This is a genomic window from Leisingera sp. SS27 (assembly GCF_028368855.1).
In the GTDB taxonomy this organism is placed as follows: domain Bacteria; phylum Pseudomonadota; class Alphaproteobacteria; order Rhodobacterales; family Rhodobacteraceae; genus Leisingera.
Genome location: NZ_JAQNCY010000012.1, coordinates 1 through 25,258, shown reverse-complemented (window position 1 = coordinate 25,258; position 25,258 = coordinate 1). Strand labels below are relative to the sequence as shown.

The window sequence follows — 25,258 nt, the reverse complement described above, 5'->3', positions numbered from 1 at the left end:
GTTGCATGCCGGAGAGAACGCCGGTGCGACGGAGGTTAATGTGCAGCAGATCAAGAATGTCTGGGCAGAAATGGACATGAAAAAGCGTCTGATTGCCGTGGGAGCCACGGTGATCATGATTCTCAGCGTCATCGCGATGTCCCATGTGGCAAGCAAGCCAACAATGACACTTCTCTATGCCGGGCTGGAAAGCGGCTCGGCAGGGGACGTGGTGCGGGCGCTGGAACAGCGCGGCACCCAATTTGAAGTGCGCGGCGGGTCGATTTATGTGCCGTCCACGCAACGCGATGAACTTCGTATGACACTGGCCAGCGAAGGTCTGCCTGCCAATGGCGGTAAGGGATATGAACTCCTTGATTCACTTAGTGGTTTTGGCACAACATCGCAGATGTTCGATGCCGCATACTGGCGTGCCAAGGAAGGCGAACTGGCCCGCACCATCGTCGCCAGCCCGCATGTGAGCCAGGCGCGGGTACATATTGCAAATACAGGCTCGAATCCCTTTCAGCGGACTGTAGAACCAACAGCTTCGGTCTCTATCGTACCGATGGGGTCTCCGATCACACCCGCTCAGGCCAATGCAATCCGTTTTCTCGTGTCGTCCGCTGTTACTGGCCTCGCTGTCGACAATGTGGCGGTAATTGATGCCAATGGCGCCCTTATCGGCTCCGCTGATACGACTGCCGCCGCAGCAGCAGGCACCGATGACCGCTCGCAAACGATTCGCGAACGCGTACTGCGGCTTGTCGAGGCCCGCGTGGGCCAGGGCAATGCGGTCGTCGAGGTGAGTGTGGAAACCATCACTGACACCGAATCAATCCGCGAGAAACTTGTGGATCCGAAAAGCCGCGTTGCTGTCAGCACCGATGTCGAAGAGCGTGCTGATTCATCCACAAACCAGTCCGGCGAGGTCACGGTTGCATCCAATATTCCTGATGGCGACGCAGCCTCTGGCCAAGGTTCCAAAGCGAACACCAGCGCTACCCGTGAGAGAATCAACTATGAGATCTCGGAAACTGAAAAGGAAATTCTTCGCGGTCCGGGTGCGATCAAACGCCTGACCGTTGCCGTCCTGATCAATGGCACTGCCGTTACCAACGAGACCGGAGAATCCGTTTTCCAGCCCCGCCCCGAAGAAGAATTGGCAGCAATGCGGGAACTGATTTCTGCGGCAGTCGGCTTTGATGCCGACCGTGGAGACGTGATCACGCTCAAATCAATGGAATTGCCGTCCGTTGAACCGCAGGGCGTCGCGGTGACTTCTTCTTTCATGGACAACCTGAATTTTGACGCCATGTCGCTGATCCAAATAGCAGCTCTCGCCATCGTAAGCCTGATTTTGGGCCTGTTTGTTGTGAGACCGATTTTGTCGAACCAAGGGGCCTCGGCAACTGCGCTTCCAGCATCTGGTGGTGGCGCTGATGGGTTGCCTGGCCTTCCCGGAATGGGCGGCGATGGCTTCATGACCGCGCCTGACCTAGGCGCAGGGCTGGCTTTGGATGGCGAAATTGAAAACAACGAAACCGGACAATTCGAACCACTGGGCGGCCTGCCTGAAATGGGCACGGGAGACATGATGGGAGCCATCGGATTACCTGCCATGGGCGGCAGCGCGGGCGATCCCGTCGACCGCCTGCGCAGCCTTATCGGTGAGCGGCAAGAAGAAACGGTCCAAATCCTGCGTGGCTGGCTGGAAGAGAGTAAGGAGCAGGCCTGATGACGATTGCACATTTGCTAGAAGACTTCGGTATGAAGACACCGGTGGAGCCTGCTCTGCCTTCTATTTCCGAGGAGCTCATTGAGGAACAGCGTCTGGCATCCTTTGAGAACGGCTATAGTGCCGGCTGGGATGACGCGGTGACGGCAAAGGACCAGGAAAACACTCGGATCTCCGCCGAACTTGCCAGCTCGCTTGAAGACCTGAATTTTACCTACCAAGAAGCGCAAAGCCAGCTGCTCGACTCGCTGGATCCGATGTTCAAGGTCCTAACCAGTGCGGTTCTTCCGGATGCAATGGCGGCTTCCTTCGGGCATCATATCGTCGATCAGCTGGCCGGCATGGCCAAGGGGCAGACCGACCAGCCGATGCAAATCGTGGTTTCTCCTGGTGAAGGTGCTGCAGTTCGCAGTCTGTTACCGGAGAAGTTTTCCGTGCCCGTGACGGTGAGGGAAGACAGCGTTCTGTCGCCAGGCCAAGCTTATCTGAGTGTTGGCGGCGCGGAGTGCGAAATCAACTGCGACGCACTTCTCGAGTCCATTCAGGATTCGATCGAAGCCTTTACCTATCACGCAAATGAGGACAGCCACTATGGATGACGCGGCCGATCTGAACATGAAATCTGCTGATGCGAGCAACCCTTTCGTTTCGGTTCCTGTCGAAGTGGTCGTCTCGGTCGGCAAGGCAAGACCATTGATCCGCGACCTTGTCAGCTTGGGTGAGAACGCGATCCTGACTTTGGACAAGCGAGTTGAAGACCCAGTGGATCTTTATGTCGGAGACCGGCTGGTTGCACGGGGCCAGCTGGAAGAACTGGAAGGTGACCAGGCGGGCCAGTTGGCCGTGCGCCTGACGGAAATTGCCGATCTGCAAAGCGGTTTGGGATGACAAATACGACATTTGTGCGGGCGGCTCTGGTCTCAGTGCTTCTGCTGGCTTTGCCGCACACCGCCCTGGCCCAAGAATTGAGCCTTTCTCTGGCAGACGGGCAGTCAATTTCCGCCCGCTCCATTCAGCTGATCCTGCTGATAACAGTACTCAGTTTGGCTCCCGGCCTGCTGATCATGATTACCTGCTTCCCATTCCTGGTGACAGTGCTTTCGATCCTCCGGCAGGGAATCGGGCTCCAGCAGGCGCCCCCAAACATGCTGATAATTAGCCTGGCGCTGTTCCTGACCTATTTTGTTATGGAGCCGGTCTTTACTGAAGCCTGGTCCACAGGCATAAATCCTCTTCTGGAAGAGCGGCTAGAGCCCGGCGAAGCCATCACACGCAGCTTAGAGCCGTTCCGGGCATTCATGGCCAACAGGCTGGACCCGGACACGTTTTACGCAATTGCAGACCTTAGACCCGAGACTCAGGGCCTGGACCCGGTGCCCGAGGCACCTTTGTCGGCTTTGGTGCCAAGCTTTCTGCTGTCGGAAATTGCCCGGGCATTTCAAATCGGTTTCCTGGTGTTCCTGCCATTCCTGGTGATTGATCTCGTGGTTGCCGCGATCCTGATGTCGATGGGGATGATGATGGTCCCTCCAGCCATCGTCTCCCTGCCCTTCAAGCTGGCGTTCTTTGTTGTCGCCGATGGTTGGAGCCTAATCGCCACTGCACTGGTCCGTAGCTACTATCCCTGAACATTCCGATCCGAGCTAAAGACGCCGGGCACATTTTGTGTCCGGCTTATTTCTGCAGCAAAGCCATCTGCAAGCTGCACCAGAAAAGGAATCCGCTGCTGCCCGGCTTTGTTTGAACGTGCATCCGGAATCACAGCCGCGAACGCTTCTTGAAATATAACCTGCCAGTTCGGACATTCATCTTGGATCGGGACCGCACATGTTACCTAGCCAAGACGGCCAGTTTACGCAGCTTTCGTTGAACACACATGCCACCGTAGGCAGATCCGGCCGCTAAGGAACAAAAGAGAGCAAACCGCCCTTTGCTGGGCAGCTTTCTCTTCCAAGCCTGCTGCTGACGGCATCACCAGGCGATAAAAATAACCCGGCCCTTACAAGAAAGGCCGGGGCGAGCGTCGTAAGAAGACCAAGATCAGCGGACCACAAACTCTGCGTGCAAGGCTCCCGCCGCCTTGAGGCTTTTGAGAATGTCGATCATGTCCCGCGGCGATACGCCTAGGGCATTCAGACCGGCGACAACTTCGGACAGCGACGTTGTTTCGGGAACTTCTGCCAGCTGTATTCCTTCCTCTTCCTCGATGGCGGCGCCAGTGCGCGGCACGACAACTGTCTCACCATCAGAGAAGGGGTTAGGCTGCACGACCAGCGGTGTCTCCTCAATGCGCAAAGTCAGATTGCCTTGAGCCACGGCGACACGGGATATCCGAACATCGCTGCCCATCACAATCGTGCCGGAGCGCTGATCGACCACGACGCGCGCCTTGCGCTGAGGCTCGACCAGGATGTTTTCGATCCGTCCTACCGCATGAGCAGTCGAACGTGTGTTGGTACGGCGAATGTCGACTTCTACCGTGCCGGAGTCGCGCATCAGAGCGACATTCCCGCCAAATTCCGCGTTGATCGCCCGCTCAATACGCCCGGCAGTGGTGAAATCAGGTTCCCGCAGCGCCAGCCGCATGGAATTGAGTGACGCCAGGTCAAAATCAATTTCCCGCTCGACCCGGGCACCCGACGGAATTACCCCGGCAGTCGGCACCCCTTGGGTAACCACTGCTGCTTCTCCTTCAGCTACTGCGCCGCCAGCCAGGATCGTTCCCTGGGCAACGGCATAGATCTGCCCATCTGCCGCATTCAGCGGGGTCATAATCAGGGTGCCGCCCAGAAGGCTCTTGGAGTCACCAATCGCAGACACTGTCACATCAATTGTACTGCCGACACGCGCAAACGGCGGAAGTGTCGCAGTCACAAAGACCGCGGCAACATTCTTTGGCCGGAATTGCTCGCCAGTCACGTTGACGCCGAGACGTTCCAGGATGTTGGACATGATTTCTTCGGTGAAGGGCGAGTTGCGCAACCCGTCACCGGTGCCATCAAGGCCAACAACCAGACCGTAGCCGACCAGGTCGTTGCCGCGCACGCCATCAAATTCGACCAAATCCTTGAGCCGGATGGCATTGGCCTGCGCCACTGCAGGCAGCAGAAACAAGCACGCGATGAAAAGGCGGAGAATTCTGATCATGAGATGTACTTCAGCAGGGAAAGCTGGGAGCTGCGCGCGGTGACCGTGTATAGGCCTTCGAGCTGGGTCTGTGCTTCCTGCAGCCGGGTGTAGGTTTCATAGGGGTCGGCTGAGACCAAGTTATTCTTGACGATGCTCAGGCTTGTTTTCGAGGCCTCGTTGCGAGCGTTGATTGCATCCAGGCGCCCTTCAATAAAGCCGACATCGGCCTGGACACTGATCAACCGCTCTTCGCTTTCCGTCAGTTCGCTGCTGGCCTCGATGACCAAGTCGATCTTCACATCCTCGGTCAAGCCGAGACTGGGCTCGTCGGCCAGCGCCGTGATCACATAACTTTGCAGCGCATGTTTGAGGTTGGGATCAGTAGCTTGGATGCCCACGGAAACTTGTTCGCCCTCCCCCACTGTCACGGGCTGCAGAGCTGTTGCCGAGCCATTGTACATTACAGTGTCAAAACCGGCCGGGTCATCAAACCAGTCCTTGACCGCCTGAATGATGTTATTGGCCGTTGTCAGCCCTGACACTTCCGTCAGGATGGCACCCATCAGCGTTCCGGAGTCATTGAGCGGTTTGGTGTCCGTCGCCGTGCCTGCAAAGATGGTGCGGCCGCCGACAGAGGTGTTCATCATGTTGATGGCACTGGACATCCTTTGCTTAGCCTGACTGCCGAATTGCTCTGCATTAAACTCATCCATCGCCGGCGAAAGCGTCAGGATATCATTGCGCATCGCCTGAACCTGGCTTTGAACCTTATCAAGGCTGCCTTGAATGGTGGTGGCAAACAGCTGCACTTCGCTATTGGTGACCATGTAACTGTCAAGTCGGTTCAAGTTGCTTTCCAGGTCCGCCAAGTAGGTAAAATCTCCGCCCAGACGTTCAGTCAGATTCGAGGTTTTCCCGGTTGCAAACTCCTCGGAAAGAGTCGTGACGTTTTCCTTAAGCTCCGCATTTCGGCCGCGGAGAAAGAGGTGCTGCGCCATATCGCCGTAAGAATTAATAATCATGCGTCAGATCCTCAGAAGCGTTTCCATAAGTTCATCTACAACGGAGATGACCCGGGCATTGGCAGCATAGTATTTTTCCACCAGCATCAGATTCTGCAGCTCGGCATCGGTATCGACCCCTAGTGCAAGCTCTGCCTGACTCAGCTCGTTGAAACTAGTTGCCGCGAAGGCCGACCCTCGTGAGGCCGTTTCGTTGTCTTGCGCAAAGCGCGACAACAGGTTCGCGCTCAATGTGCTCGCCGTCAGATCCGATGTCCCAAGGCCGATCGACGACACTGTGCGGGTGGTGTTCAGCGCGTCAGAATAGGCTTGCAGCAGACTCGAGTCGCCAGGGTCGCCCGGTGCGGCGGAATAAAGCCCGTCGCGGAACCGCCATGTCTCTGCGCTGCCCGTTAGAGACACCAGACCATTCAACTCGATCCGGTTGGAAATTCCGACAGTATTGGAAGCGTCAAAGAAACCGCCGTCGTCGGTAAAGATGCCCGCATCGGTCACTCCAATCGTGCCGTCCAGTGCCGGGTCCTGGAAGCGTTCGATCAGATCCCGTGCCATCGCATCAAGGTCTTCCTGCGCTTCCACTGCAGTTTTGTCCCGGATTTCGAACTGGGCCGTGAGTGTGCCGCCCCGCAACGGACCGTCAGGGCCTGTGTCAATGGCCCTTCCGTCGACCTCAAGCCCGGACAGCATGCCATTGCCAAGCGTCATGTGCGGCATGATATCCCGCGACGGGTTGAAGCTCAGCTCAGATGCCTTGCCGTCCAACAGCCTAACTCCACCGGTCGAGTACAGCGTCACCTGTCCGTTGTCGCGCCGAACCACATTGACTGGAATGATCTCGTTCACCTGATCGATCAGCTGGTCCCGCTGGTCATACATGGAGACAGCATCCATGCCTCCAGCTTCCACAACCATGATGCGCGCGTTCAGCTTCTCGATTTCCTTCAGCGCCTGGTTAACGGTGTTGACCTGACTGCTGATCGCGCTGTCCGCGTTGATCCGCAAGTCACGCAGTCCCTCAGCCGTTCGGGAAATCGAATCCGCAAGAGTTTCCGCCTTGACCGAAAGATCATTGAGCCGGGGTTGGGAATCCGGGCGCGAGACAACCTCGATCAGTGAAGATTCAAATTCCGACAACTGCGACGCCAATGACATCTCGTCATCAACGGTGCCGACCAGATCTGACATCCGGTCAAAGAAATCAGCCTGCACCTTGGCCGCGCCGTACTCAGCCTCGGCAACTCTGCGGTTGGAAATCACAACCGGGTCGTTCAGGCGCTGGACATTGCCAATCCGGACCCCGGGAACGCCCGCACCCGGACTGTTCAGATGCAGGACCCGGCGCGTGTAGCCGGGTGTCAGAGCGTTGGCCAGGTTCTCCGAAACGATCTGCGAAGACCGGCTGGCCGCAGACAAACCGGTCATCGCGCTGTTAAGGGCGGAATAGATTGACATTTTCAGCCTGCTTTCATGAAGCCAGAGTCAGGGGGGACATCAAGCGCCTTAGCGCTTGATGTTGGTGGTTTCCTGCAGCATTTCGTCAACAGTCTGAATGACCTTGGCGTTTGACGAGTAAGCCCGCTGGGTCTTGATCATGTCGGTCAGTTCGGTCGCTACGTCGACGGCGGACTCCTCTTGGGCGTAACCCAGGATTTCACCGGTCGGGCCATTGCCTGCATCCCACAGATAGAACGCCCCGGAGTCATCCGTCGGTTTATAGGTCTGGGAGTCCAGTGATTGCATACCGTTCAGGTTGGACACATCCGCCAGCGGTACCTTGTAAATGACCTTGGTATCTCCGGAGTCATACTTTGCAATGACTTCCCCGGATTCGTTGATTTCAACGGACACAAAGGAACCAACCGCGGTACCATCCTTCACGGTTGTGCCAGGAACAAATTCGTCACCCAGTTGGCTCATCCCGTTCTGCTCGCCGATAACTCCGATATTGATCTCGACCGGACCGCTGGCAGTAGTGATCGTGACCGAGCCAGCCGTTGCATCATAGGTGCCGCCGGTAACTGTGGCCACGCTTTGAAGTGTGCCGGCAGTTGACGCACTGTCGTCAAAGGTCAGCGTGTACTCGCCGATAACGGTTGCGCCAGTTGCCGAATCGACGATCTGCATCGTCCATTCATTGGTGCCGGTCGTTGCGGGTGCCACTGCAACCGTCGGAGTATAGGTGATCGACAACTCTTCTGACCGGCCCATGTTGTCAAAATACTGCACGACATGCTCTACCGGATCACCGCTTGCGCCAGGGTCGGTTTCCGAAGCCGGCAGATTTGCGGTCAGGCTGATCTCAGTTGTCGGCTCTGCCGACAGGCGATTCAGGTCGATATGGATCGGTTCCAGAGAATTGCTGGTATCACGCGCAACGTCCGGAATGGTGCCATCAGCAGACGCCGGGAAGCCCATCAGCACAAGGCCGGACTCTGTCGAGAGATACCCATTTGAATCGGTACGGAACGACCCGGTGGAAGTCAGCAGCATTGTCGGGCTGCCGCCAGCCTCCACCTCTGTGATCGAGGCCACTGGAAGCATGCCGCGGCCGCGAACAGCCAGGTCAGTTGCGTTATTAGTCGAAACCAGGGGTCCGCGCTCGTCAATCAGGCGGACATTGGTGGTGCGCACGCCGCCCGCCGAGTAGGCACCGCCGGAGCCGGACAAAACCATGGAGTGGAAGTCGGTCTGCACCCGCTTGTAGCCGCGAGTCGCGGAGTTGGCGATGTTATCGGATATGGAAGCCAACCGGCTGGCGTTGGCGCTCAATCCTGAAACGCCCGCGTTCAGCGACGAAGAAATGGTCATAGCACGCCTTTCTGCTGCATCTAATCATTCTGGATGCAACAGCTAGCGCATGAGCGATTAACGGGCGGCTAACAGATAAAATATGACTCATCCGACGGCCGCCGATTTCCCGGTTTTGGCGGATTTAATCCCGCAAAAGGATGATTTCGATCCTGTCGTTGCGCGCTGCCATAGGGTTGCTGACTGCCAGCTTGCGGTCGGCATGGCCGGTCACGCGCTCAATTCGGGACGCCGCCAGCCCGCCTGATTCGAGAAGCTTGCGGGTTTCATCGGCCCGGTCATGAGACAGTTCCCAAACCGGGTTCTTTGCCAACACCACAGGATGCGACCGGATATGGCCACCAACTGCAACATGGTTGGTCACACCTCCAGACACGCGAGCAATCATTCTGACCAGGTCGCGGAACAAGGCCGTCGGATCTGCCCGGCCCTCTTCGAACAGCGGTGCGTTGTCGCTGGCAAACAGCTCAATGATCAGCCCTTCGTCAGTTACCCGTGTTACTATGTGGCGTGACATCGCGGTAGACACCATGCTCTCGCCGCCGCGCCCGGACAACTGCTCCTCAATCGCACGGAACTTGTCATCTTCCTGTTCCCGTTTGTCATCAGACTCTACACCGGTATCGCCCTGCGCCTTCTGAGCGTTCGCCGGATTGACGTCGGTCGCCCCGGTGCCGGATTGCGGCTGGATATCCTCGGTGAACATACTGTCCCCTTGGAACGCACCGTTTCCGCCGCCGGAAATCCGGCTGAGGGGAATCGACGGCGAGAAATAATCCGCCAGCCCTTTACGTTGTTTTTCAGTCGTCGCGTTCAGCAGCCACATCAGCATAAAGAAGGCCATCATCGCGGTCACGAAGTCGGCATAAGCCACCTTCCATGCACCGCCGTGATGACCATCGCCACCACTGACTTTTTTCTTCTTGATGATAATGGGCGCCACATTGCTCTGTGCGCTCATATCCACCACCACTTTTTTCACCCATCACCGGGATAGCAGCCAGCCCGTTAATCCGGACTTAACAATTAAATTTGCCGGCAGTTCCCCTTTGCGCCACACCATTACCCTCCCGGCCCTTATACGATTGCACTCAATGAGCTTCCCCCACGAGGCGCGGTTAAAACCTGCATCTTAAAAACCTCTTATCTCGACATCGAGAAACCTTATCGAAGGTTGATCAAGAGCAATATCCGGCGCCGTCCGCGGAACTAAAGTCCAGGCAACACAGCAAATGAGACACCGAAAGGAGAATATCATGCTGACCCGCAGAGCCGCACTGATGGGGGCAGCCGGCGTAGCAGCGCTGCCTGTACTTGCCAAAGCCGCCAAGGCCGAAAGCACCACAGTTCACGAGGCCGCCGCGCCTGTGGACCTGTCCAGCCTCCAGCGCATCAAGCGCGAACTGGTCGCACCGCCCTTCGTTCATGAGCACGAACAGGTTGCACCGGGCGAACCCCGGATCGTCGAATTCGAGATGAAGATCGTCGAGAAAGAGATTGAGGTCGACCAAGGCGCTTACCTGCAGGGCATGACCTTTGACGGCTCCATCCCCGGTCCGATGATGGTGGTGCATGAAGGCGATTATGTCGAACTCACCCTGATCAACCCGCCGGAAAACATGCTGCAGCACAATATCGACTTCCACGCTGCAACCGGCGCCCTGGGCGGCGGCGCGCTGACCTTGGTGAACCCGGGCGAGAAGACCGTGCTGCGCTTCAAGGCCACCCGCCCTGGCACCTTTGTCTACCACTGCGCGCCGGGCGGCCCCATGATCCCCTGGCACGTCGCCTCGGGCATGGCTGGCACCATTATGGTGCTGCCGCGCGAAGGGCTGTCGGACCACAAGGGCAATCCGGTTAAATACGACCGCGTTTACTACATCGGTGAAAACGAGTTCTACATTCCGAAGGACGAGAACGGCGACTACATCCGCTATGAGGACGTTGGCGAAAGCTACCCCGACACCCTTGAGGTGATGAACGGGCTGATCCCCAGCCATGTTGTTTTCAATGGCGCGGTTGGCGCGCTGACCGGCGAAAATGCCATGAAGGCGAAACAGGGCGAGAAAGTGCTGTTCGTGCACAGCCAGGCCAACCGCGACAGCCGTCCGCACCTTATCGGCGGCCACGGCGACCTGGTCTGGGAAGCCGGCAAGTTCAACAACGTGCCGGACCGCGATCTGGAAACCTGGTTCATCCGCGGCGGCTCTGCCGGGGCTGCGCTCTATGAGTTCCTGCAGCCAGGCGTCTACGCCTATGTGAACCACAACCTGATTGAGGCTGTGAACCTTGGCGCAACCGCACACGTGGTGGTCGAAGGCGAATGGAACAACGACCTGATGGAACAGGTGGTCGCCCCGACCGAATACTCCGGCTCCTGACCTTCGGCTGGATGTGAAACTGGACCGGGCGGCTGCACAACGCGGCCGCCCGCTTTTGCTTGAAGGGACGCTGACATGAAAATAGAGCTGATCGCCGCCGGACTGGCCGCCGCTATTGGCGTTCCGGGCTTTTGGTTTTCAACGGCCAAAGATCCGGCACCGGGTGCGGAAACCGTATTCATCGCAGCGGATACCATTGCTTACCGTCCCATCGGGAACTTTCACCGCAACGGCAAAAGCGTGGTGCCGCCGGAACAGCTACGTCCAGTGGCCGCTTTTGAGATCATGAAGCATCAAGTTTCCGGCAGTGAATACGCCGCTTGCGTGGCAGCAGGTGCCTGCAAAAAGGCAGACAGTGTTCCGGCGGACGGCGGACAGGCGCAGACACACGTCAGCTGGCACGACGCGACCGCCTATGCCCATTGGTACTCCCAGGAGACCGGCCACAGCTGGCGTCTTCCGGACGAGGCTGAATGGCAGCTGGCAGCAGCAGAAATTTTCGGCGACGAAGCCGTTGAAACGGATAGCGGAGACCCGGCCCAGCGCTGGCTGCGCCAATATGACCGAGGGGTCACCCTGCGCGGGCTGCCCGGGCCTGCGCAGGATCCAAAAAGCGAACCCGGTGCCAATAGCAACGGACTCACTGGTCTTGGCGGCAACATCTGGGAATGGACCGGCGGCTGCATGCAGAACGGTGAAGTCACCAAAGACGGCACTCTCCAGCTTGGAGACCCATATTGCAGTGCTCGCATTACTGGCGGCCGCCACCGGGCCGTGGTGATCGACTTCATCCGCGACGCAAGTGTAGGTGGGTGCGCTGTCGGGCTGCCGCCGGATTATCTGGGGTTCCGGCTAGTGAAAGACGGCTGACATTGCCCAAGCCCTTTACCGGGTGCCAACGAGCGAGATCCGTTGATGCGGATGGCCGCGCTGTGCATCAGCACAGCGCCTCGCCCAACTGAAAAGGACCTCTGGCAGGAGGTCCTGAAACAGGCGGGGGCATTTTGATACCGGATCAAGACGCCCGGCTGTAGCGCACGCCTTCGGGAACGTGGGCATCGAAGCAGCTGGCGATGATCCGGGTCAGCGGCCGGCCCTCGGGCAGGATTTCCAACACATCCTCATCCAGGATCACCAGATCACCGAACCGTGCCGCGATCTGGGCCAGATCCGCATCCAGGCTTGCCGCCAGATCTCCAAAGCGCAGCCGCAGCTCTGCCCGGTCCAGACGGAACTCGCACATCAGCATCTCAATGGAACGGCCGCGCAACAGATCCTCCTGAGTCATCACATGGCCGCGTGCCCCAGTCAGCTGCCCGGCTTCTACCCGCTGAACATAGGCAGGTGTTGCAGCGGCGTTCTGGATATAACCACCAGAAAAGCGGGAGATCGACGACGCGCCAAAACCAATCAGCGTTGGGCAAGTGTCATCTGTATAACCTTGGAAATTGCGGCGCAGATGTCCAGTGCGAGCCGCTACCTCCAGTCCGTCGCCAGGTTTGGCAAAATGGTCGATGCCGATTGCGGTGAAACCTGCCTCTGCGAATTTTTCCGCCGCCAGCCCGGCCAGATGGTAACGGGAAAGGTCGTCTGGCAGCGTCTCTTCCTTGATCAGCTTTTGCCGCTTGGCCACCCACGGAACATGCGCGTACCCGAACAGCGCCAGCCGGTCGGGGTTCAGGCTCAGCACCTTCTCCACCGTGTCCGCCATCCGCGCCTGCGTCTGGTGCGGCAGGCCATAGACCAGATCGGCATTCAGCGAGTTGATGCCCGCTGCGCGTAGGTCTTCGACACAGGCCTTGGTCACCTCAAACGGCTGCGCCCGGCCGATCGCCTGCTGCACCAACGGATCGAAATCCTGGATGCCGATGCTGGCACGGTTCATGCCTTCCGCCGCCAGAGCCGCAATCTTGTCCCGGTCCACCATGGTCGGGTCGATCTCCACCGAGAATTCCCAGTCGTCAGTATGAGGGAACACTGCCTTCACCGCCTGTGCCAGCCGGTGGATCAAAGCGGGTGGCAAGATGGTCGGGGTGCCGCCGCCCCAATGCATCCGCCCCATACGCAAGCCTTTGGGCAGAAGCGGCGCCACCAGCTTCAGCTCCTGCTCCAGCGTGCCGATATAGCTCTCGACCGGGCTCAGCGTCTGGGTGCCTTGGGTGCGGCAGGCGCAAAACCAGCACAGCCGCTCGCAGAACGGGATATGCAGGTAGACCGAAACCGGCACATCCGGATCCAGAGCCTGCAGCTCGCGGGCCTGCTCCGCGGCACCAACGGCTGCAGAGAACACCGGCGCGGTCGGATAAGAGGTGTAGCGGGGCACCCGGCTGTCAAACAGTCCAAGGGCTTGGAAGCGGTCAATCTGTTTCATGACTTTCCTATGCCTCTTTTGCAGATCCGCCTCTTTGCGCAGGATCAAACCGATACACGGAAATGCAAGATGATGAAGATCCGAGTGAGTTCGTCAATATGTTGTATTTAAACAGGAAAACGAAACTTCACGTGCGTTCCCGAAAAACTCCACAGATTCACATTTTCCGTTTGACGCTGCCTGCGACTCCGCGTATACGCCGGTTCCACGACACCTGCCCAGGTGGCGGAATTGGTAGACGCGCTAGCTTCAGGTGCTAGTGTCCGTATGGACGTGGAGGTTCGAGTCCTCTCCTGGGCACCATTCCCCCTTATCGGAAATCTGCACACAGAATCGCGGTCTTCGCACGATCCTGAAAGCTTGAGCGCCCACCGTTTCCGGCAGGCGCAAGGGCAGACTTCAGGCTGCCTGATAGTGCGGAGCCGTTGCCAGGAACCGGCCATAGGCGCTGGCGTCCGGCGGCGCGAATTGCTCCACAAGTGGATTGGACCGCTTCCACTGTGTTGCCCCCATATCCATCAGCAGCTCATCGAAGTGCTTGAAATGGAAAGGTGCCGAGCACAGCCCGCCATAGATTTGCGCCGCCGGCCGCTCCTTGCGGCGCCAGTCGAGCATCATCTGGATGTTTTTGTCCATCTCCTCCCGCGAGGGCTGACGCGCCAGCTTTCCATCGGCATAACGCACCAGCCAATTCGCAACCATCTCAGCCGAAAGAATCGTGCAGAAACTGGAATTAAACCCGACAAAACCCATTTCCGGCAGGTCCGGGTTCACCGCAAGGCGATAGGTCCGGTACTGGCCGTCCGCCTCGATCAGCTTGTCCAGATGCTGCTGCGCCAGATAGGGAATACCCAGCTTCCAGCCGACGGCAGAAATCACCAGGTCCGCGCCGATACGCTCGCCAGTCTCCAGCACGATTTCGTCACCATCGTAGTGCGAGAGTGTGGTGCGATGCGGCTGGATTGAGCCGTCCTTGAAGCCTTCGAACAGACCCGGCGTCACGATCGGCACAGAGCAGGAGACGTCCTTTTCGATCGGGATATCCGGCACCATGTCCCACTTTTTCAGCCCCAGCTGCAGCTTCAAAAGTGTCTCTAACCCGCGGAAATTCGCCCAGATCAGCGGCTTGGCCAGGCCATAAAAGGCTTTATACAGCCAGCTGCGGCCCCAGCCGTTGAACTGCACCTCCTGCGCCCGCATGTAGAGCAGCTTCTTGAAGTTGATGCCGCCGACAAAATACGGCACCCGCCAGACATTCTGCCGGTAGACCAGATGCACCTGCCTGGCGCCGTTCTGCGCCGCATTCACCGCCACGTCGGTCGCGGATTTCGAGCCGCCCAGCACCACCACCCGCTTGTCGCGCGCGTGCTCCGGATCAAGGTACTCCGAGGAGTGCATCACCTCTCCGCCCTGCGCGGTGAAGGCCTCCTGCCCAGGATGGGTCAGGATGTTCTTCTCGGAAAACTGTCCGGTGCAGACCACCGCGAAATCCACGTCCTGAACCCGGGTCTCGCCACCCGCCTCAATCACCAGCCGCCAGCCCGGCTGACCGTCCGGACGCCGGTCCATCTCCAGCACGTTGGTGTTCAGCTGGAACAGCCGGTGCAGATCGTGCTTGTCTGCATAGGAATGCAGATAGGCATGCACCTGCGGCCCCTTGGGCCATTCCGGGTAATCATCCGGCATTGGATGGTCGGTATAGCAGTACAGATCCTTGGGCGACTGCGTCTGCACACCGGGATAAGACCGCGATGGTTCCCAAACACCGCCAAGGTCATGGCTGCGCTCAAACCCCAGTACCTGATGCCCCTTTTCGGCAAAAGCCTTGGCTGCCGCCAGCCCGCTCACCCCGCCGCCAATCACTGCGACCGTCTTTCGCTTCACCATGTCCGCATACCTTATTCCACTGGGGGCGGCAGGAAATCGACCTCATGCAGGGCTGATAGCCGCACCAGCTCCTCCGGGTCGGTGACGCCATCCAGCGCACAGAACAAATCATACAACTTCCTCGACGGGGCCACTCCGAAGACGCAAGACGCTTCGCTCCCCGAGCGATTGAAAATACCGTGCGCCACGCCCATCGGCATCCGCACGGTATCACCCGGCCCGGCCTGGTAGACATCGCCGCCGAATTCAACGTCCAGAGTGCCTTCCAGCATGGTGATCCATTCATCCTGGGTCGGATGGACATGCGGCGGCACAAAGGTCCCGTCCGGAATGATGGCGTGCCAGACAAAAGCGTTTTCACTATGCAGCTTGGGCGTGTACATATGCCCGACCACATTCCAGGATGTGCCGCTCAATCCGTCAGCGGCCTTGGTAATTCCCTGTTCCTGAGCCATTTGTTCCTCCCTTATCAGCTCATTCAAAAGCCTAGGGGCAGTCCACGAAAAGGATTATCCAGAATGCGAAAATAAGCGCATACTGGTGCCGTTGCCTGACCAGGAAACAGTGTTAAGCTACAGATATGCGGATGCTGCAATCTTCAAAAGCATATGAGCCTCTGCGTGCTTGGCGGCAATTCCACAGCCATGACTTCGACCAAGTGCGTGAGCTGGTGGCGCAGAAATTCTGCGATCATCATCTCCTTCCTGCTGAACCCTACCGGGGAACCGGTGCCCGCTTTAACCACGTGCGCGGGCAGGCTTTGTCACTCAATTATCTGAGTTACGGATCTGAGATGCGCATAGACCCCGGTGATCTTGAGGATTTCTACTTGGTGCAGATTCCGCTCAGTGGCGGGGCACTTGTGGCCAATGGCAAAGCTGTGGTGGCGTCTGACCAGTGCACGGCCACGGTCCTAAACCCAACCCTGGGCACGCAGATGACCTGGAATGCAGATTGCCGTATGCTGTTACTGCAGATCAGCCGGGTAGCCCTTCACAGGCTTGCCGAGCAGGCTGTCGGCTTGTCTCTCTCCAAGACTGTTGTCTTCGACACGGCGCTTCCCATCTCCTGCGGCAAGCTGGAAAGGTGGGCACGTCAGTTAGCAGCCTGCATCAACGCCACAGAAAACCATTCCGGCTTTGGAAGCTGGAAGGCGTTGCAGCTGAATTTGATCGAAGAGCAGCTCATGCTAGGTCTTCTGACGCACCACCAAAGCAATATCCGCCACCTTCTGGCCGCGCGTCCTTCCGGGAGCAACCGCCAGATCCGGCGTGCTCAGGATTACATCCACGCCAATGTCTGCGAACCCCTTTCGATTGTGGCCATTGCCGCTGCAGCTGACTGCAGCATCCGGTCACTGCAAGCCGGGTTCCGCAACCACTTAGGCTTGACCCCAATGGAATATTTGCGCGATCTGCGGCTCGATCTGGCCCGCTACCTGATGCTGTCAAGAAACGTAAAAATGCCTGTCAGCAGTATTGCTTATGACTGCGGGTTCTCTCACTTGGGCCGGTTTTCCCAGCACTACCGCGCCCGCTTTGGCGAATTGCCTAGCACTACCAACAGCATTCAGAATTAATCCTCATGATCCCCACTTGCACGGATTTTGCGCAGTGTTTAAACGGGCATCACCTGCCTTGCCTCTTGCGCAAGTCCGGTGCCGCTGTAGCTCAGCTGGTAGAGCACGTCATTCGTAATGATGGGGTCGGGGGTTCGAGTCCCTTCAGCGGCACCAAAACAATTCGGCAAGTTAATTCGTCTCACAAAGCTTTGAAGGGCAACGGCAATTTGCGGTTCGAAAGCCGTCTATCCTGCTGTACCTGCGAGCTCTTAGGCGCAGGATCCTGTATGATCTCGCAACATCGGCGACGTCGAGAATCGCAAGGTTTGGCATTTCCTTGAATTTTTGGCGACCCCGGCAGGATTCGAACCTGCAACCTGCCCCTTAGGAGGGGGCTGCTCTATCCAGTTGAGCCACGGGGCCGTAGGCATCCGCGATACCAAATCCGTCCAGCAATCACAATGGGATGGGTCTCAGCGAAAGCCGTTTTGCCGCGCGCAGTTTCCATTGTGCAGCATGTGATGTCTGCGCTAACGTTGCAGACAGACATAACAAGAGGCCCAGGAACGTGACCACGGACAGCAAGCGCCCGCTTACCCTTCGAGATGTATCCGAAGCAACCGGTGTTTCCGAAATGACCGTAAGCCGGGTTCTGCGCAACCGGGGCGACGTCTCGGAAAAGACCCGTTCCAAGGTGCTGAGTGCCGCCAAGGAACTGGGCTATGTGCCGAACAAGATTGCCGGTGCGCTGGCGTCAAACCGGGTGAACCTGGTGGCGGTAATCATCCCGTCGCTGTCGAACATGGTTTTTCCTGAAGTGCTGACAGGCATCAACAAAGTTCTGGAAAACACCGAGCTTCAGCCCGTTGTCGGCGTGACGGACTATCAGCCTGAAAAGGAAGAGAAAGTTCTTTACGAAATGCTCTCCTGGCGGCCCTCTGGTGTGATCATTGCGGGCCTAGAACACACGGATGCTGCCCGCGCCATGCTGAGCAACGCCGGCATCCCGGTGGTGGAGATCATGGATACCGATGGCAAGCCGGTGGACGCAATGGTCGGCATCTCGCACCGGCGTGCAGGCCGCGAGATGGCCAAAGCCATCCTCAAGGCAGGCTACCGCCATATCGGTTTCATGGGCACCAAGATGCCGCTGGATCACCGCGCGCGTAAACGTTTCGAAGGCTTCACCGAGGTGCTGGCCAAGGAAGGTGTGGAGATCGAAGACCGGGAATTCTATTCCGGCGGCTCAGCGCTTGCCAAGGGGCGGGAGATGACCCAGGCGATGCTGGAGCGTTCTCCGGAACTGGATTTTCTGTATTATTCCAACGACATGATCGGTGCAGGCGGCTTGCTGTACCTGCAGGAGCAAGGCGTCAGCATCCCCGGTCAGATCGGCCTAGCCGGCTTTAATGGAGTTGAACTCCTGCAGGGTCTGCCCCGGCAGCTCGCAACCATGGACGCCTGCCGTCTGGAAATCGGACGCAAGGCGGCAGAGATCATTGCCGCCCAATTGGAAGATCCTGACGCGGATATTGAGAAAAATGTCACTCTGAATCCGACCATTTCTTATGGCGACACGCTGAAACGGCGCTGATGGCGCTGCAGCGGCTTGGCAATCAAGAGGCGCGGCGGCTGTTTATGGACCGCCACGCCCTTCTGGAACAGCCTGCGGGCCCGGCCAAGGGCGCTGATCTGCTGGCGATGATCCATCGGCTTGGGTTTGTACAGCTTGACAGCATCAACACTGTGGCGCGCGCCCATGACATGATCCTGTATTCCCGCCGGCCGGGCTACCGGGCGCAGAACCTTAAACGGCTGTACGAGCGGGACCGCGGGCTGTTTGAGCATTGGACCCATGACGCCGCGATGATCCCGATGGCGTTTTACCCGCACTGGCATCTCAGGTTTCAGCGCGACACCGAGCTCTTGCGCAAACGCTGGCGCAACTGGCGGCGCGACGGGTTCGAGGCGCGGTTCGAAACCGTGCTGAACCATGTCCGGGACCACGGTCCTGTCAGCTCCTCTGATGTTGGCAAGGACGAGAAGAAAGGATCAGGCGGCTGGTGGGACTGGCATCCGTCCAAGACCGCACTGGAATACCTTTGGCGTTCCGGCGCGCTGACCGTAGTAGGTCGCGACGGATTTCAGAAGCGCTATGACCTGACTGAACGGGTCATCGAAGAACACCTGCGCCCCGGCACTTCCTGCAATGAAGCTGCAACTATCAACTGGCTTTGTTCCGCTGCTTTGGACCGGCTGGGATTTGCCACCTCCGGTGAACTCGCCGCCTTCTGGGACACGGCTTCGCCAGCGGAAGCCAAATCTTGGTGCGCCGGGCAGTTGCGCCGGGGCGAGCTGGAAGAGGTTGAAGTAACGCAAGCAGACGGCCAGCTGCGGAAAGTATTCGCCCGTCCGGGAACGATAGAGGCCGCCACGGAACTTGGCCCTGCTCCAGGACGGATGCGGGTGCTCAGCCCGTTCGATCCCGCCCTGCGCGACCGCAAGCGGGCTGAAAGACTGTTTGGCTTCCACTACCGGATCGAGGTATTTACTCCCGCCGCCAAGCGGCAGTACGGATACTACGTCTTTCCGTTGATGGAAGGCGCGCGCCTGGCGGGCCGCATTGACATGAAGGCGGACCGCGACGCGGATCTTCTGCGCGTGACTGCTGTCTGGCCGGAACAGGACATCAAATGGACAGCGGCCCGCACCAGAAGGCAGGAGGCAGAGCTGGAACGGGTTGCCCGCTTTGCGGGCGTTGGCGGCGTGCATTTTGCAAAAGGCTGGTTGCGCTGATCCGCGTTACTCCGGCCGCAGTTGCGCCTGGATAACCTGACGGTAATCCTCCGGCGCGGGCTTTGCAGTGAAGGTTTCGGGCGCAATGAAGACGCAGACGAATTTCCCCTCGAAACACAGCTTGCCATCCTGCCGTGCGTTGACCTTGAAGGTGACCGATTTGCCGCCCAGCTCTGCAGGCCAGACCTCGCATTGCAACCGGTGCCGAGGCGTGACTGGTGAGCGGAAGTCAATGCTCATATGGACAAATGGTGTACCGGTACCGCGGTCCAATTCCATTTGATACCAGCCGTCTCCATCCAGGTGATGTTCCCACCAAGCATCGATCGCTTCCAACGCGAAGGCAGGAAGCCGCCCGGTATAGGCAATCCGTGCCGGGTCGCAATCTCCCCAGCCCACGCGGATTTCATGGATGAAAGTGTCTTGCGCCATACAAGTACTGCCCCGTTTCGACCTGCCGGAGTATCCTATCGGTGCAAACCACTTGCTTCAAACAGCAAAGGCCAGCAAGGCCGCGGCGTCACGAACCGCGACCTTTACGGGACAGGATCAGATCCGGCAGCACGAGCGCATCAATAAGCGCTTCGCACAACCCAACACAGTTGCTGCAACCCACACAAGGCCCCTGCAGGCCTGAAACCTTAGTGGCAAGTGCCTTGACCTTGGGTGCGGCGGCATTGCTGCGGCTGATTTGCATGGCGGGCCTCTCACTATGCGTGGTGTTGGACGTGACCAGCGGAACCCCGAAAGGTGATGCAGGTCAATCCATTTCTATATCAAAAAGTATTTCCACGTGCTGCACCGTCTGTCGGCACGCCCTTCCCCACACGGCGCAGGAAAGGGCTCCGCATCACTGCATCAGCATCAGAGGCAGCAGCGTGATGATCGGGAAAGCCACTAGAATGACCACCCGGATCAGGTCAGACGCCACGAAGAACATGACTGCCTTGTAGGTGTCGATCATCTTGGTCTTGCGGTCCATCGCGTTGATGATGAATAGGTTCATGCCGACCGGCGGGGTGATCAGCCCGACCTCCACCACGATCAGCACCAGCACCCCGAACCAGATGGCGACATATTCCGCCTCGATCCGGTTCACCCGGCCTTCGGTCACGCGGATGCCAAGTTCCTTCATTTGCTCACGGGTCAGTTCGGCCCCTGTTGCGATGGCATCTTGTATCGAGGCAAGCATCTCTGCCCCCATCCCTTCCGGCACACCGGCCTTCAGCACCTCCATCGCCGCATCCGCCTGCATTGCGGGCAAAGAAAGCAGACCAAAGTCCAAGGCAGAGATCACCGGGAAGAAGATCGGGATGGTCAGCAGAATCATCGAAAGCGAGTCCATCAGGCAGCCGAACACCAGATAGAATGCGAGGATCAACGCGAGGACCATCCAGGGGCTGAAGCCCTGACTGACGACCAGGTCCGCCAATTCCTGCGGCACCTTGGTCAGTGCCAGGAACCCGTTGTAAAAGCCCGCGCCTAGCACGATGAAGAAGATCATCGCTGTGGAGCGCGCCGTCACAAGGAAGCTGTCCGCCAGCGTCTCGCGATTCAGCCCGCCATTGGTCCAGGCGATGAACCCTGTGCCAAAGGCCCCCACGGCCGCGCCTTCGGTCGGGGTGAACCAGCCCAGGTAGATGCCGCCAACAACCAGACCAAAAACCAGCAGCACCGGCCAGACATGGAACAGCGCGGCAAAACGGTCGCGCATCGGAACCGGCGGGCGGGTGCCCGCGCTTTCCGGGAACAGGCGGACATAGACAGAAATCGCGATCACATAACCGAGTGCCGCCAGCAGGCCGGGGATGAAAGCCGACAGGAACAGCTTGGCGATATTCTGCTCGGTAAGGATCGCGTAGATCACCAGCACAACCGAGGGCGGGATCAGAATACCCAGCGTGCCGCCTGCCGCCAGAGTTGCTGTCGAAAACCCGCCAGCATAGCCGTATTGCTTCAGCTCCGGCAGTGCGACACGGCCCATGGTGGCCGCGGTTGCCAGCGACGAGCCGCAAATCGCGCCAAAACCGGCGCAGGCTCCAATGGCCGCCATCGCAACGCCGCCCTTGCGGTGACCCAGGAATCCTTCGGCCGCCTTGAAAAGTGCGGTGGACATTCCACCGAGCGTCGCGAAATGCCCCATCAGCAGGAACATCGGCACGATGGTCAGCGAATAGGAGGAGAAGGTGGTATAGGTCTCGCTTTTCAAGCGGCCAAAGGCAACCTGTGTGCCACCTGTCACCCAGATCAGCCCGCCAAGGCCGACCAAGAACATTGAGAGCCCAATCGGAACCCGCAAAAAAATCAGCAGCATCAGAACCGGGAAGGAGGCGATGCCAATTTCAAGAGCTGTCACTGTTCACCCTCCACGCCGTCCCAGATCAGGATGCGGCCGGTAAAGAATTCGATGGTGCGCACGGCACCCATGTAGATACCCACGATGGCGGCAACGATCGCCGCCAGCAGGCTGATGGCGTAGGCCCACCAGATCGGGAACTCGAGCAGGAAGGAGGTTTCGCCGTTGGAAAATTTGCCTGCCAGACCTTCCGCCAGCCGCCAGGCAATCAGCACCAGAACCGCAGCAAAGACAATTTCAGTCACCATCCGAAGGAATCGTTTCACTCCGCGGGGAAACGCATTGGCAACCACATCGACCGAGGCATGGCCAGCTGTGATCTGGCACAGTGGCAGAAAGGCAAAGATTGCAAAGGCCACCCCGGCCTCGACCAATTCAAAATCGCCATTCACTGGTCCGACCCAGCCTGTCATCCATTTTGAAAACCCGGGCGCAATCCGCTCCATCAAATCGCCATGGAAGAAACCGTTGAGCAAGCGCCCAGCGATCGAAAAACATGTCAGAATGATCAGAAGAGTGAGGACCGCACCGCCCAGGTAGGCCATTGATTTGGCCAGCCGCATCATGAGCTTGTGCATGGTTCTGTTGCCTTGTTCCGGTATGCAAAGGGCCGCAGTGCCAATGCCGCGCGGCCCTTCACCTTTATCAATTCAAACGCCTTACTGGTACTGCGGCGTGTATTTTTCGATCAGCCCGCTGGCTTCCTCGATCAGCGCGGCACCGTCGATGCCTCTTTCCTTCATGTCAGCGATCCACTGGTCGTAGATCGGCTGCGCACGTTCGCGCCAGATTGCAGTCTGGTCTTCGTCCAGGGTGATAACGTTGTTGCCCAGATCCAGCGCCATCTCGCGCGAGGGGCCGTCCGAATCCGCCTGGGTGCCGCCGGCAAAGACCGAGAACTCCAGACCAGAGTTTTCGTCGATCGCCTTCTTCAGGTCGTCCGGCAGGCTCTCGTACTTTTCTTTGTTCATCGCCAGGACGAAGGTCAGCGTGTACAGCGCCTTGCCAGTGAACTCGGTGTGGTTCTCCACCAGCTCAGGAACCTTCAGCGCCGCGGTCACTTCCCACGGAATGGTGGTGCCGTCGATCACTCCCTTGGACAGGCCTTCCGGGATAGCCGGAACTGGCATTCCAACCGGAGTTGCGCCCAATTCAGTCAGCAATGCGTTGACCGAACGGCCGCCGCCACGGATCTTCATGCCTTCCAGATCTTCGGGCGTTTCCACCGGACCTGATGTGTGGATCATGCCGGGCCCGTGCACCCAGGTTCCCAGGATGTGCACATCCTTGAACTCGGTGTCCTTCATATGCTTGTCGAACATTTCCCAATAGGCGTGCGACACGGCGCGCGCATTGGTCATCATGAACGGCAGCTCAAACACCTCGGTCGAAGGGTAGCGGCCCGGAGTGTAGCCCACCACGGTCCAAACGATATCGGCCACACCATCAATGGCCTGGTCCATCAGTTCCGGCGGCTTCCCGCCCAACTGCATGGAAGGGAAACGGTCGATCTTGATACGACCCCCGGACGATTCCTCAACGTTGTCTGCCCAGACATCCAGGATCAGCTTCGGCACGTTTGCTTGGGCCGGCAAGAACTGGTGCAGTTTCAAGGTAACCTCCTGGGCATATGCCGGCATCGCGCCGAACATCGCCAGGGCTGCTGCGCCAACTGCCCCCATTAGCTTTCTGCGAGTGGTCATGTTTGTCCTCCCTTTGACCAAGTCATTTGCCAGAATGGTCGCTTTCGCAATTTTACTGCGCCGATCGGCAAATTTCTTTCCATTTCTGCCGCCAAATCCCCCCAAATGGGTTCGTTTAACGAACCAGTTGTCTACCTGCTATTAGGTGCGTTTGTAACCATCAACAGCAGATTATGCATTTTCTACTCATGAAATCTGTCGACCTACGGCTCCAAAGGCGAAACGGCCGCCTTCATGTTACGAAATCTACAGAAGCCCCATCAAAAGTGATACATATTGAATCAGGTGCCTGGCAACAACTATCGAGCCAAAGAGCACAGTGCGTCATTCCGCAGCAGCTAATTCCAGACCGACAGCGGGCAGCCCGTCGACCCCGCCGTGTATTTTGTCACCACTTTGCACAGCCCCAACTCCGGCAGGTGTACCGGTCAAAATCAGGTCGCCTGGACGCAAATGAAAATATCCGGAAAGGTGGCGAATTATGTCCGTAACAGACCAGATCATTTCGGACAGCGTCGCTTCCTGCCGGATCTCGCCGTTCACCTCCAGCCAGATGCGCTGATCTGATGGCCCCCCCCACTCTGGCGCTGGCATCAGCGGCGCCAGCACGGTTCCGTTTTCCAGATCCTTTCCCAGGTCCCAAGGCCGCTGCTTTTGCCGCTCACGAATTTGCAGGTCGCGCCGGGTCATATCCAACGCACACCCATAGCCAAATACAGACGCTCTCGCCGCTTCCGTTGTTGCCCGGAACACGTGTGAGCCCAACGCCACAGCCAACTCCATCTCGTAGTGGAAGTCTTCAGTGCCTGGCGGATAGGGCACAACAGCGTCCGACAGGACCGCGTTTGCGGCCGCCTTTGTGAAATAGAAAGGGGCTTCCCGGTCCACCTCGTTCCCCATCTCGGCGGCATGGGCGGCATAGTTGCGCCCAACACAGAATATCCGCCCAACAGGGTAGCCAAACCCTTTCCCCTTCACCGGAACAACCGGTGCCTCCGGCAGCTTGAACAGAAGTTTCCCCACCAGTGTTTTCCTTATGCGTCCCTGCCTTCAGGCGTCACCCCAAGTCAGAGCCATAAGTGAAGCGGCTGTAAACCCCTGTTGACTTCAGGAACCCGGATTGGTCCGAAACATCACCTGCCAGAGCGCCCAACTTGACCGCCAAAATTCGGCAGCAGCGCAGGGGGCGCGGCGGTTCAGCGGCCTGTGGCGCCGAGCACAGCGAGGCCGGTTCTGGCGATGATTTTGAGATCGGCCGGGAAGCTGCGGCGGCTGAGATAGGCCGCGTCCAGCGCCACCCGTTCGCCGTAGCTGATATCATTGCGCCCCGAGACCTGCCACAGCCCGGTGATGCCGGGCTTCTGGGCCAGATAGGCGGCGGCGCTGCTGCCGTATTTGGGCAGTTCCTTGGTGACGATGGGGCGCGGGCCGACAAAGCTCATCTCCCCCTTCAGCACATTCCAGATCTGCGGCAGTTCATCCAGGCTGGTCTTGCGCAGGACATGGCCCAGGCGGCTGATGCGCGGA

Annotated in this window: 24 protein-coding genes and 3 tRNA genes; 11 read left to right on the top strand and 16 right to left on the bottom strand. The window is 58.4% G+C overall.

The features are described 5' to 3' along the window. The first annotated feature begins 40 nt into the window (after positions 1-40). From fliF to fliP, 4 genes are read left to right on the top strand one after another with little or no spacing between them, the layout of a single operon-like run. Positions 41-1,717, top strand: coding sequence for a flagellar basal-body MS-ring/collar protein FliF (fliF, locus tag N6L27_RS19185; protein WP_271908988.1), 1,677 nt, complete (start codon positions 41-43; stop codon positions 1,715-1,717). After that, positions 1,717-2,316 (top strand): ABC transporter ATP-binding protein, encoded by a 600-nt coding sequence (locus tag N6L27_RS19180; protein ID WP_271908987.1) that lies wholly within the window; start codon positions 1,717-1,719, stop codon positions 2,314-2,316. The genes fliF and N6L27_RS19180 overlap by 1 nt, the downstream gene beginning before the upstream one ends. After that, positions 2,309-2,605, top strand: coding sequence for a FliM/FliN family flagellar motor switch protein (locus N6L27_RS19175; protein WP_019295234.1), 297 nt, complete (start codon positions 2,309-2,311; stop codon positions 2,603-2,605). Before N6L27_RS19180 ends, N6L27_RS19175 begins: the two co-directional genes overlap by 8 nt. Next, the gene (fliP, locus tag N6L27_RS19170) at positions 2,602-3,345 is read left to right on the top strand and encodes a flagellar type III secretion system pore protein FliP (protein WP_271908986.1); all 744 of its coding nucleotides are present in this window, start codon (positions 2,602-2,604) and stop codon (positions 3,343-3,345) included. The genes N6L27_RS19175 and fliP overlap by 4 nt, the downstream gene beginning before the upstream one ends. 412 nt (positions 3,346-3,757) lie before the next feature. Here the strand turns inward: fliP and N6L27_RS19165 are convergent, their stop codons facing one another. The 5 genes from N6L27_RS19165 to N6L27_RS19145 form a co-directional block, all read right to left on the bottom strand. After that, entirely contained in the window at positions 3,758-4,864 is a 1,107-nt protein-coding gene (locus N6L27_RS19165) for a flagellar basal body P-ring protein FlgI (RefSeq protein WP_271908985.1), read from the bottom strand. Next, complete coding sequence (locus N6L27_RS19160; protein ID WP_271908983.1) at positions 4,861-5,868, bottom strand: flagellin; 1,008 nt, start codon at positions 5,866-5,868, stop codon at positions 4,861-4,863. Before N6L27_RS19160 ends, N6L27_RS19165 begins: the two co-directional genes overlap by 4 nt. 3 nt (positions 5,869-5,871) lie before the next feature. Further along, entirely contained in the window at positions 5,872-7,320 is a 1,449-nt protein-coding gene (gene flgK, locus N6L27_RS19155; protein ID WP_271908982.1) for a flagellar hook-associated protein FlgK, read from the bottom strand. Positions 7,321-7,368: 48 nt separating this feature from the next. Further along, positions 7,369-8,676 carry a flagellar hook protein FlgE gene (locus tag N6L27_RS19150; protein WP_271908981.1) on the bottom strand — a complete coding sequence of 436 codons (1,308 nt, stop codon included), beginning with the start codon at positions 8,674-8,676 and terminating at the stop codon, positions 7,369-7,371. Positions 8,677-8,800: 124 nt separating this feature from the next. Next, a complete protein-coding gene (locus N6L27_RS19145; RefSeq protein WP_271909121.1) occupies positions 8,801-9,637 on the bottom strand; it encodes a flagellar motor protein MotB in 837 nt (278 codons plus the stop codon). A gap of 295 nt (positions 9,638-9,932) precedes the next feature. On the opposite strand from N6L27_RS19145, the gene nirK reads away from it, so the two are divergent. Together nirK and N6L27_RS19135 are read left to right on the top strand one after the other, a co-directional pair. Next, positions 9,933-11,057, top strand: coding sequence for a copper-containing nitrite reductase (gene nirK, locus N6L27_RS19140; protein ID WP_271908980.1), 1,125 nt, complete (start codon positions 9,933-9,935; stop codon positions 11,055-11,057). Positions 11,058-11,132: 75 nt separating this feature from the next. After that, positions 11,133-11,927, top strand: a complete 795-nt coding sequence (locus tag N6L27_RS19135; RefSeq protein ID WP_271908978.1) for a formylglycine-generating enzyme family protein — start codon at positions 11,133-11,135, stop codon at positions 11,925-11,927. 145 nt (positions 11,928-12,072) lie between these two features. Here N6L27_RS19135 and hemN read toward each other — a convergent pair whose 3' ends face one another. Next, on the bottom strand, positions 12,073-13,428 hold the full coding sequence (gene hemN, locus N6L27_RS19130; RefSeq protein ID WP_271908977.1) for an oxygen-independent coproporphyrinogen III oxidase: 1,356 nt from the start codon (positions 13,426-13,428) through the stop codon (positions 12,073-12,075). A 216-nt stretch (positions 13,429-13,644) separates the two neighbouring features. Here hemN and N6L27_RS19125 point away from each other — a divergent pair. After that, a tRNA-Leu gene (locus tag N6L27_RS19125) sits at positions 13,645-13,731 on the top strand. Positions 13,732-13,827: 96 nt separating this feature from the next. Here the strand turns inward: N6L27_RS19125 and N6L27_RS19120 are convergent. Beyond that, positions 13,828-15,315 carry a flavin-containing monooxygenase gene (locus N6L27_RS19120; RefSeq protein WP_271908976.1) on the bottom strand — a complete coding sequence of 496 codons (1,488 nt, stop codon included), beginning with the start codon at positions 15,313-15,315 and terminating at the stop codon, positions 13,828-13,830. Between the two features lie 11 nt (positions 15,316-15,326). After that, positions 15,327-15,770: a cupin domain-containing protein gene (locus N6L27_RS19115; RefSeq protein WP_271908975.1), complete on the bottom strand. Its 444-nt coding sequence runs from the start codon at positions 15,768-15,770 to the stop codon at positions 15,327-15,329. Between the two features lie 125 nt (positions 15,771-15,895). Here N6L27_RS19115 and N6L27_RS19110 point away from each other — a divergent pair, with 125 nt between their 5' ends. Next, a complete protein-coding gene (locus N6L27_RS19110) occupies positions 15,896-16,894 on the top strand; it encodes an AraC family transcriptional regulator (RefSeq protein ID WP_271908973.1) in 999 nt (332 codons plus the stop codon). 80 nt (positions 16,895-16,974) lie between these two features. Beyond that, a tRNA-Thr gene (locus N6L27_RS19105) sits at positions 16,975-17,050 on the top strand. Positions 17,051-17,222: 172 nt separating this feature from the next. On the opposite strand, the gene N6L27_RS19100 is transcribed toward N6L27_RS19105, so the two are convergent. After that, a tRNA-Arg gene (locus N6L27_RS19100) sits at positions 17,223-17,299 on the bottom strand. Between the two features lie 145 nt (positions 17,300-17,444). On the opposite strand from N6L27_RS19100, the gene N6L27_RS19095 reads away from it, so the two are divergent. After that, a complete protein-coding gene (locus tag N6L27_RS19095; RefSeq protein ID WP_271908972.1) occupies positions 17,445-18,470 on the top strand; it encodes a LacI family DNA-binding transcriptional regulator in 1,026 nt (341 codons plus the stop codon). Next, positions 18,470-19,672 (top strand): winged helix-turn-helix domain-containing protein, encoded by a 1,203-nt coding sequence (locus N6L27_RS19090; RefSeq protein WP_271908971.1) that lies wholly within the window; start codon positions 18,470-18,472, stop codon positions 19,670-19,672. The genes N6L27_RS19095 and N6L27_RS19090 overlap by 1 nt, the downstream gene beginning before the upstream one ends. 6 nt (positions 19,673-19,678) lie before the next feature. Here N6L27_RS19090 and N6L27_RS19085 read toward each other — a convergent pair whose 3' ends face one another. The 7 genes from N6L27_RS19085 to N6L27_RS19055 form a co-directional block, all read right to left on the bottom strand. Next, a complete protein-coding gene (locus tag N6L27_RS19085; RefSeq protein ID WP_271908970.1) occupies positions 19,679-20,104 on the bottom strand; it encodes an acyl-CoA thioesterase in 426 nt (141 codons plus the stop codon). 88 nt (positions 20,105-20,192) lie between these two features. Continuing rightward, positions 20,193-20,369 (bottom strand): hypothetical protein, encoded by a 177-nt coding sequence (locus N6L27_RS19080; protein WP_271908968.1) that lies wholly within the window; start codon positions 20,367-20,369, stop codon positions 20,193-20,195. Positions 20,370-20,522: 153 nt separating this feature from the next. Continuing rightward, positions 20,523-22,028, bottom strand: coding sequence for a TRAP transporter large permease (locus N6L27_RS19075; protein WP_271908967.1), 1,506 nt, complete (start codon positions 22,026-22,028; stop codon positions 20,523-20,525). Next, positions 22,025-22,606, bottom strand: a complete 582-nt coding sequence (locus tag N6L27_RS19070) for a TRAP transporter small permease (protein ID WP_271908966.1) — start codon at positions 22,604-22,606, stop codon at positions 22,025-22,027. Before N6L27_RS19070 ends, N6L27_RS19075 begins: the two co-directional genes overlap by 4 nt. Before the next feature lie 81 nt (positions 22,607-22,687). Beyond that, on the bottom strand, positions 22,688-23,731 hold the full coding sequence (locus tag N6L27_RS19065; RefSeq protein WP_271908965.1) for a TRAP transporter substrate-binding protein: 1,044 nt from the start codon (positions 23,729-23,731) through the stop codon (positions 22,688-22,690). A 324-nt stretch (positions 23,732-24,055) separates the two neighbouring features. Further along, the gene (locus tag N6L27_RS19060) at positions 24,056-24,754 is read right to left on the bottom strand and encodes a fumarylacetoacetate hydrolase family protein (RefSeq protein WP_271908963.1); all 699 of its coding nucleotides are present in this window, start codon (positions 24,752-24,754) and stop codon (positions 24,056-24,058) included. A gap of 173 nt (positions 24,755-24,927) precedes the next feature. Next, positions 24,928-25,258, bottom strand: a 331-nt coding sequence (locus N6L27_RS19055) for a sugar transferase (protein WP_271908961.1), incomplete at its 5' end; no start/stop codon positions are given.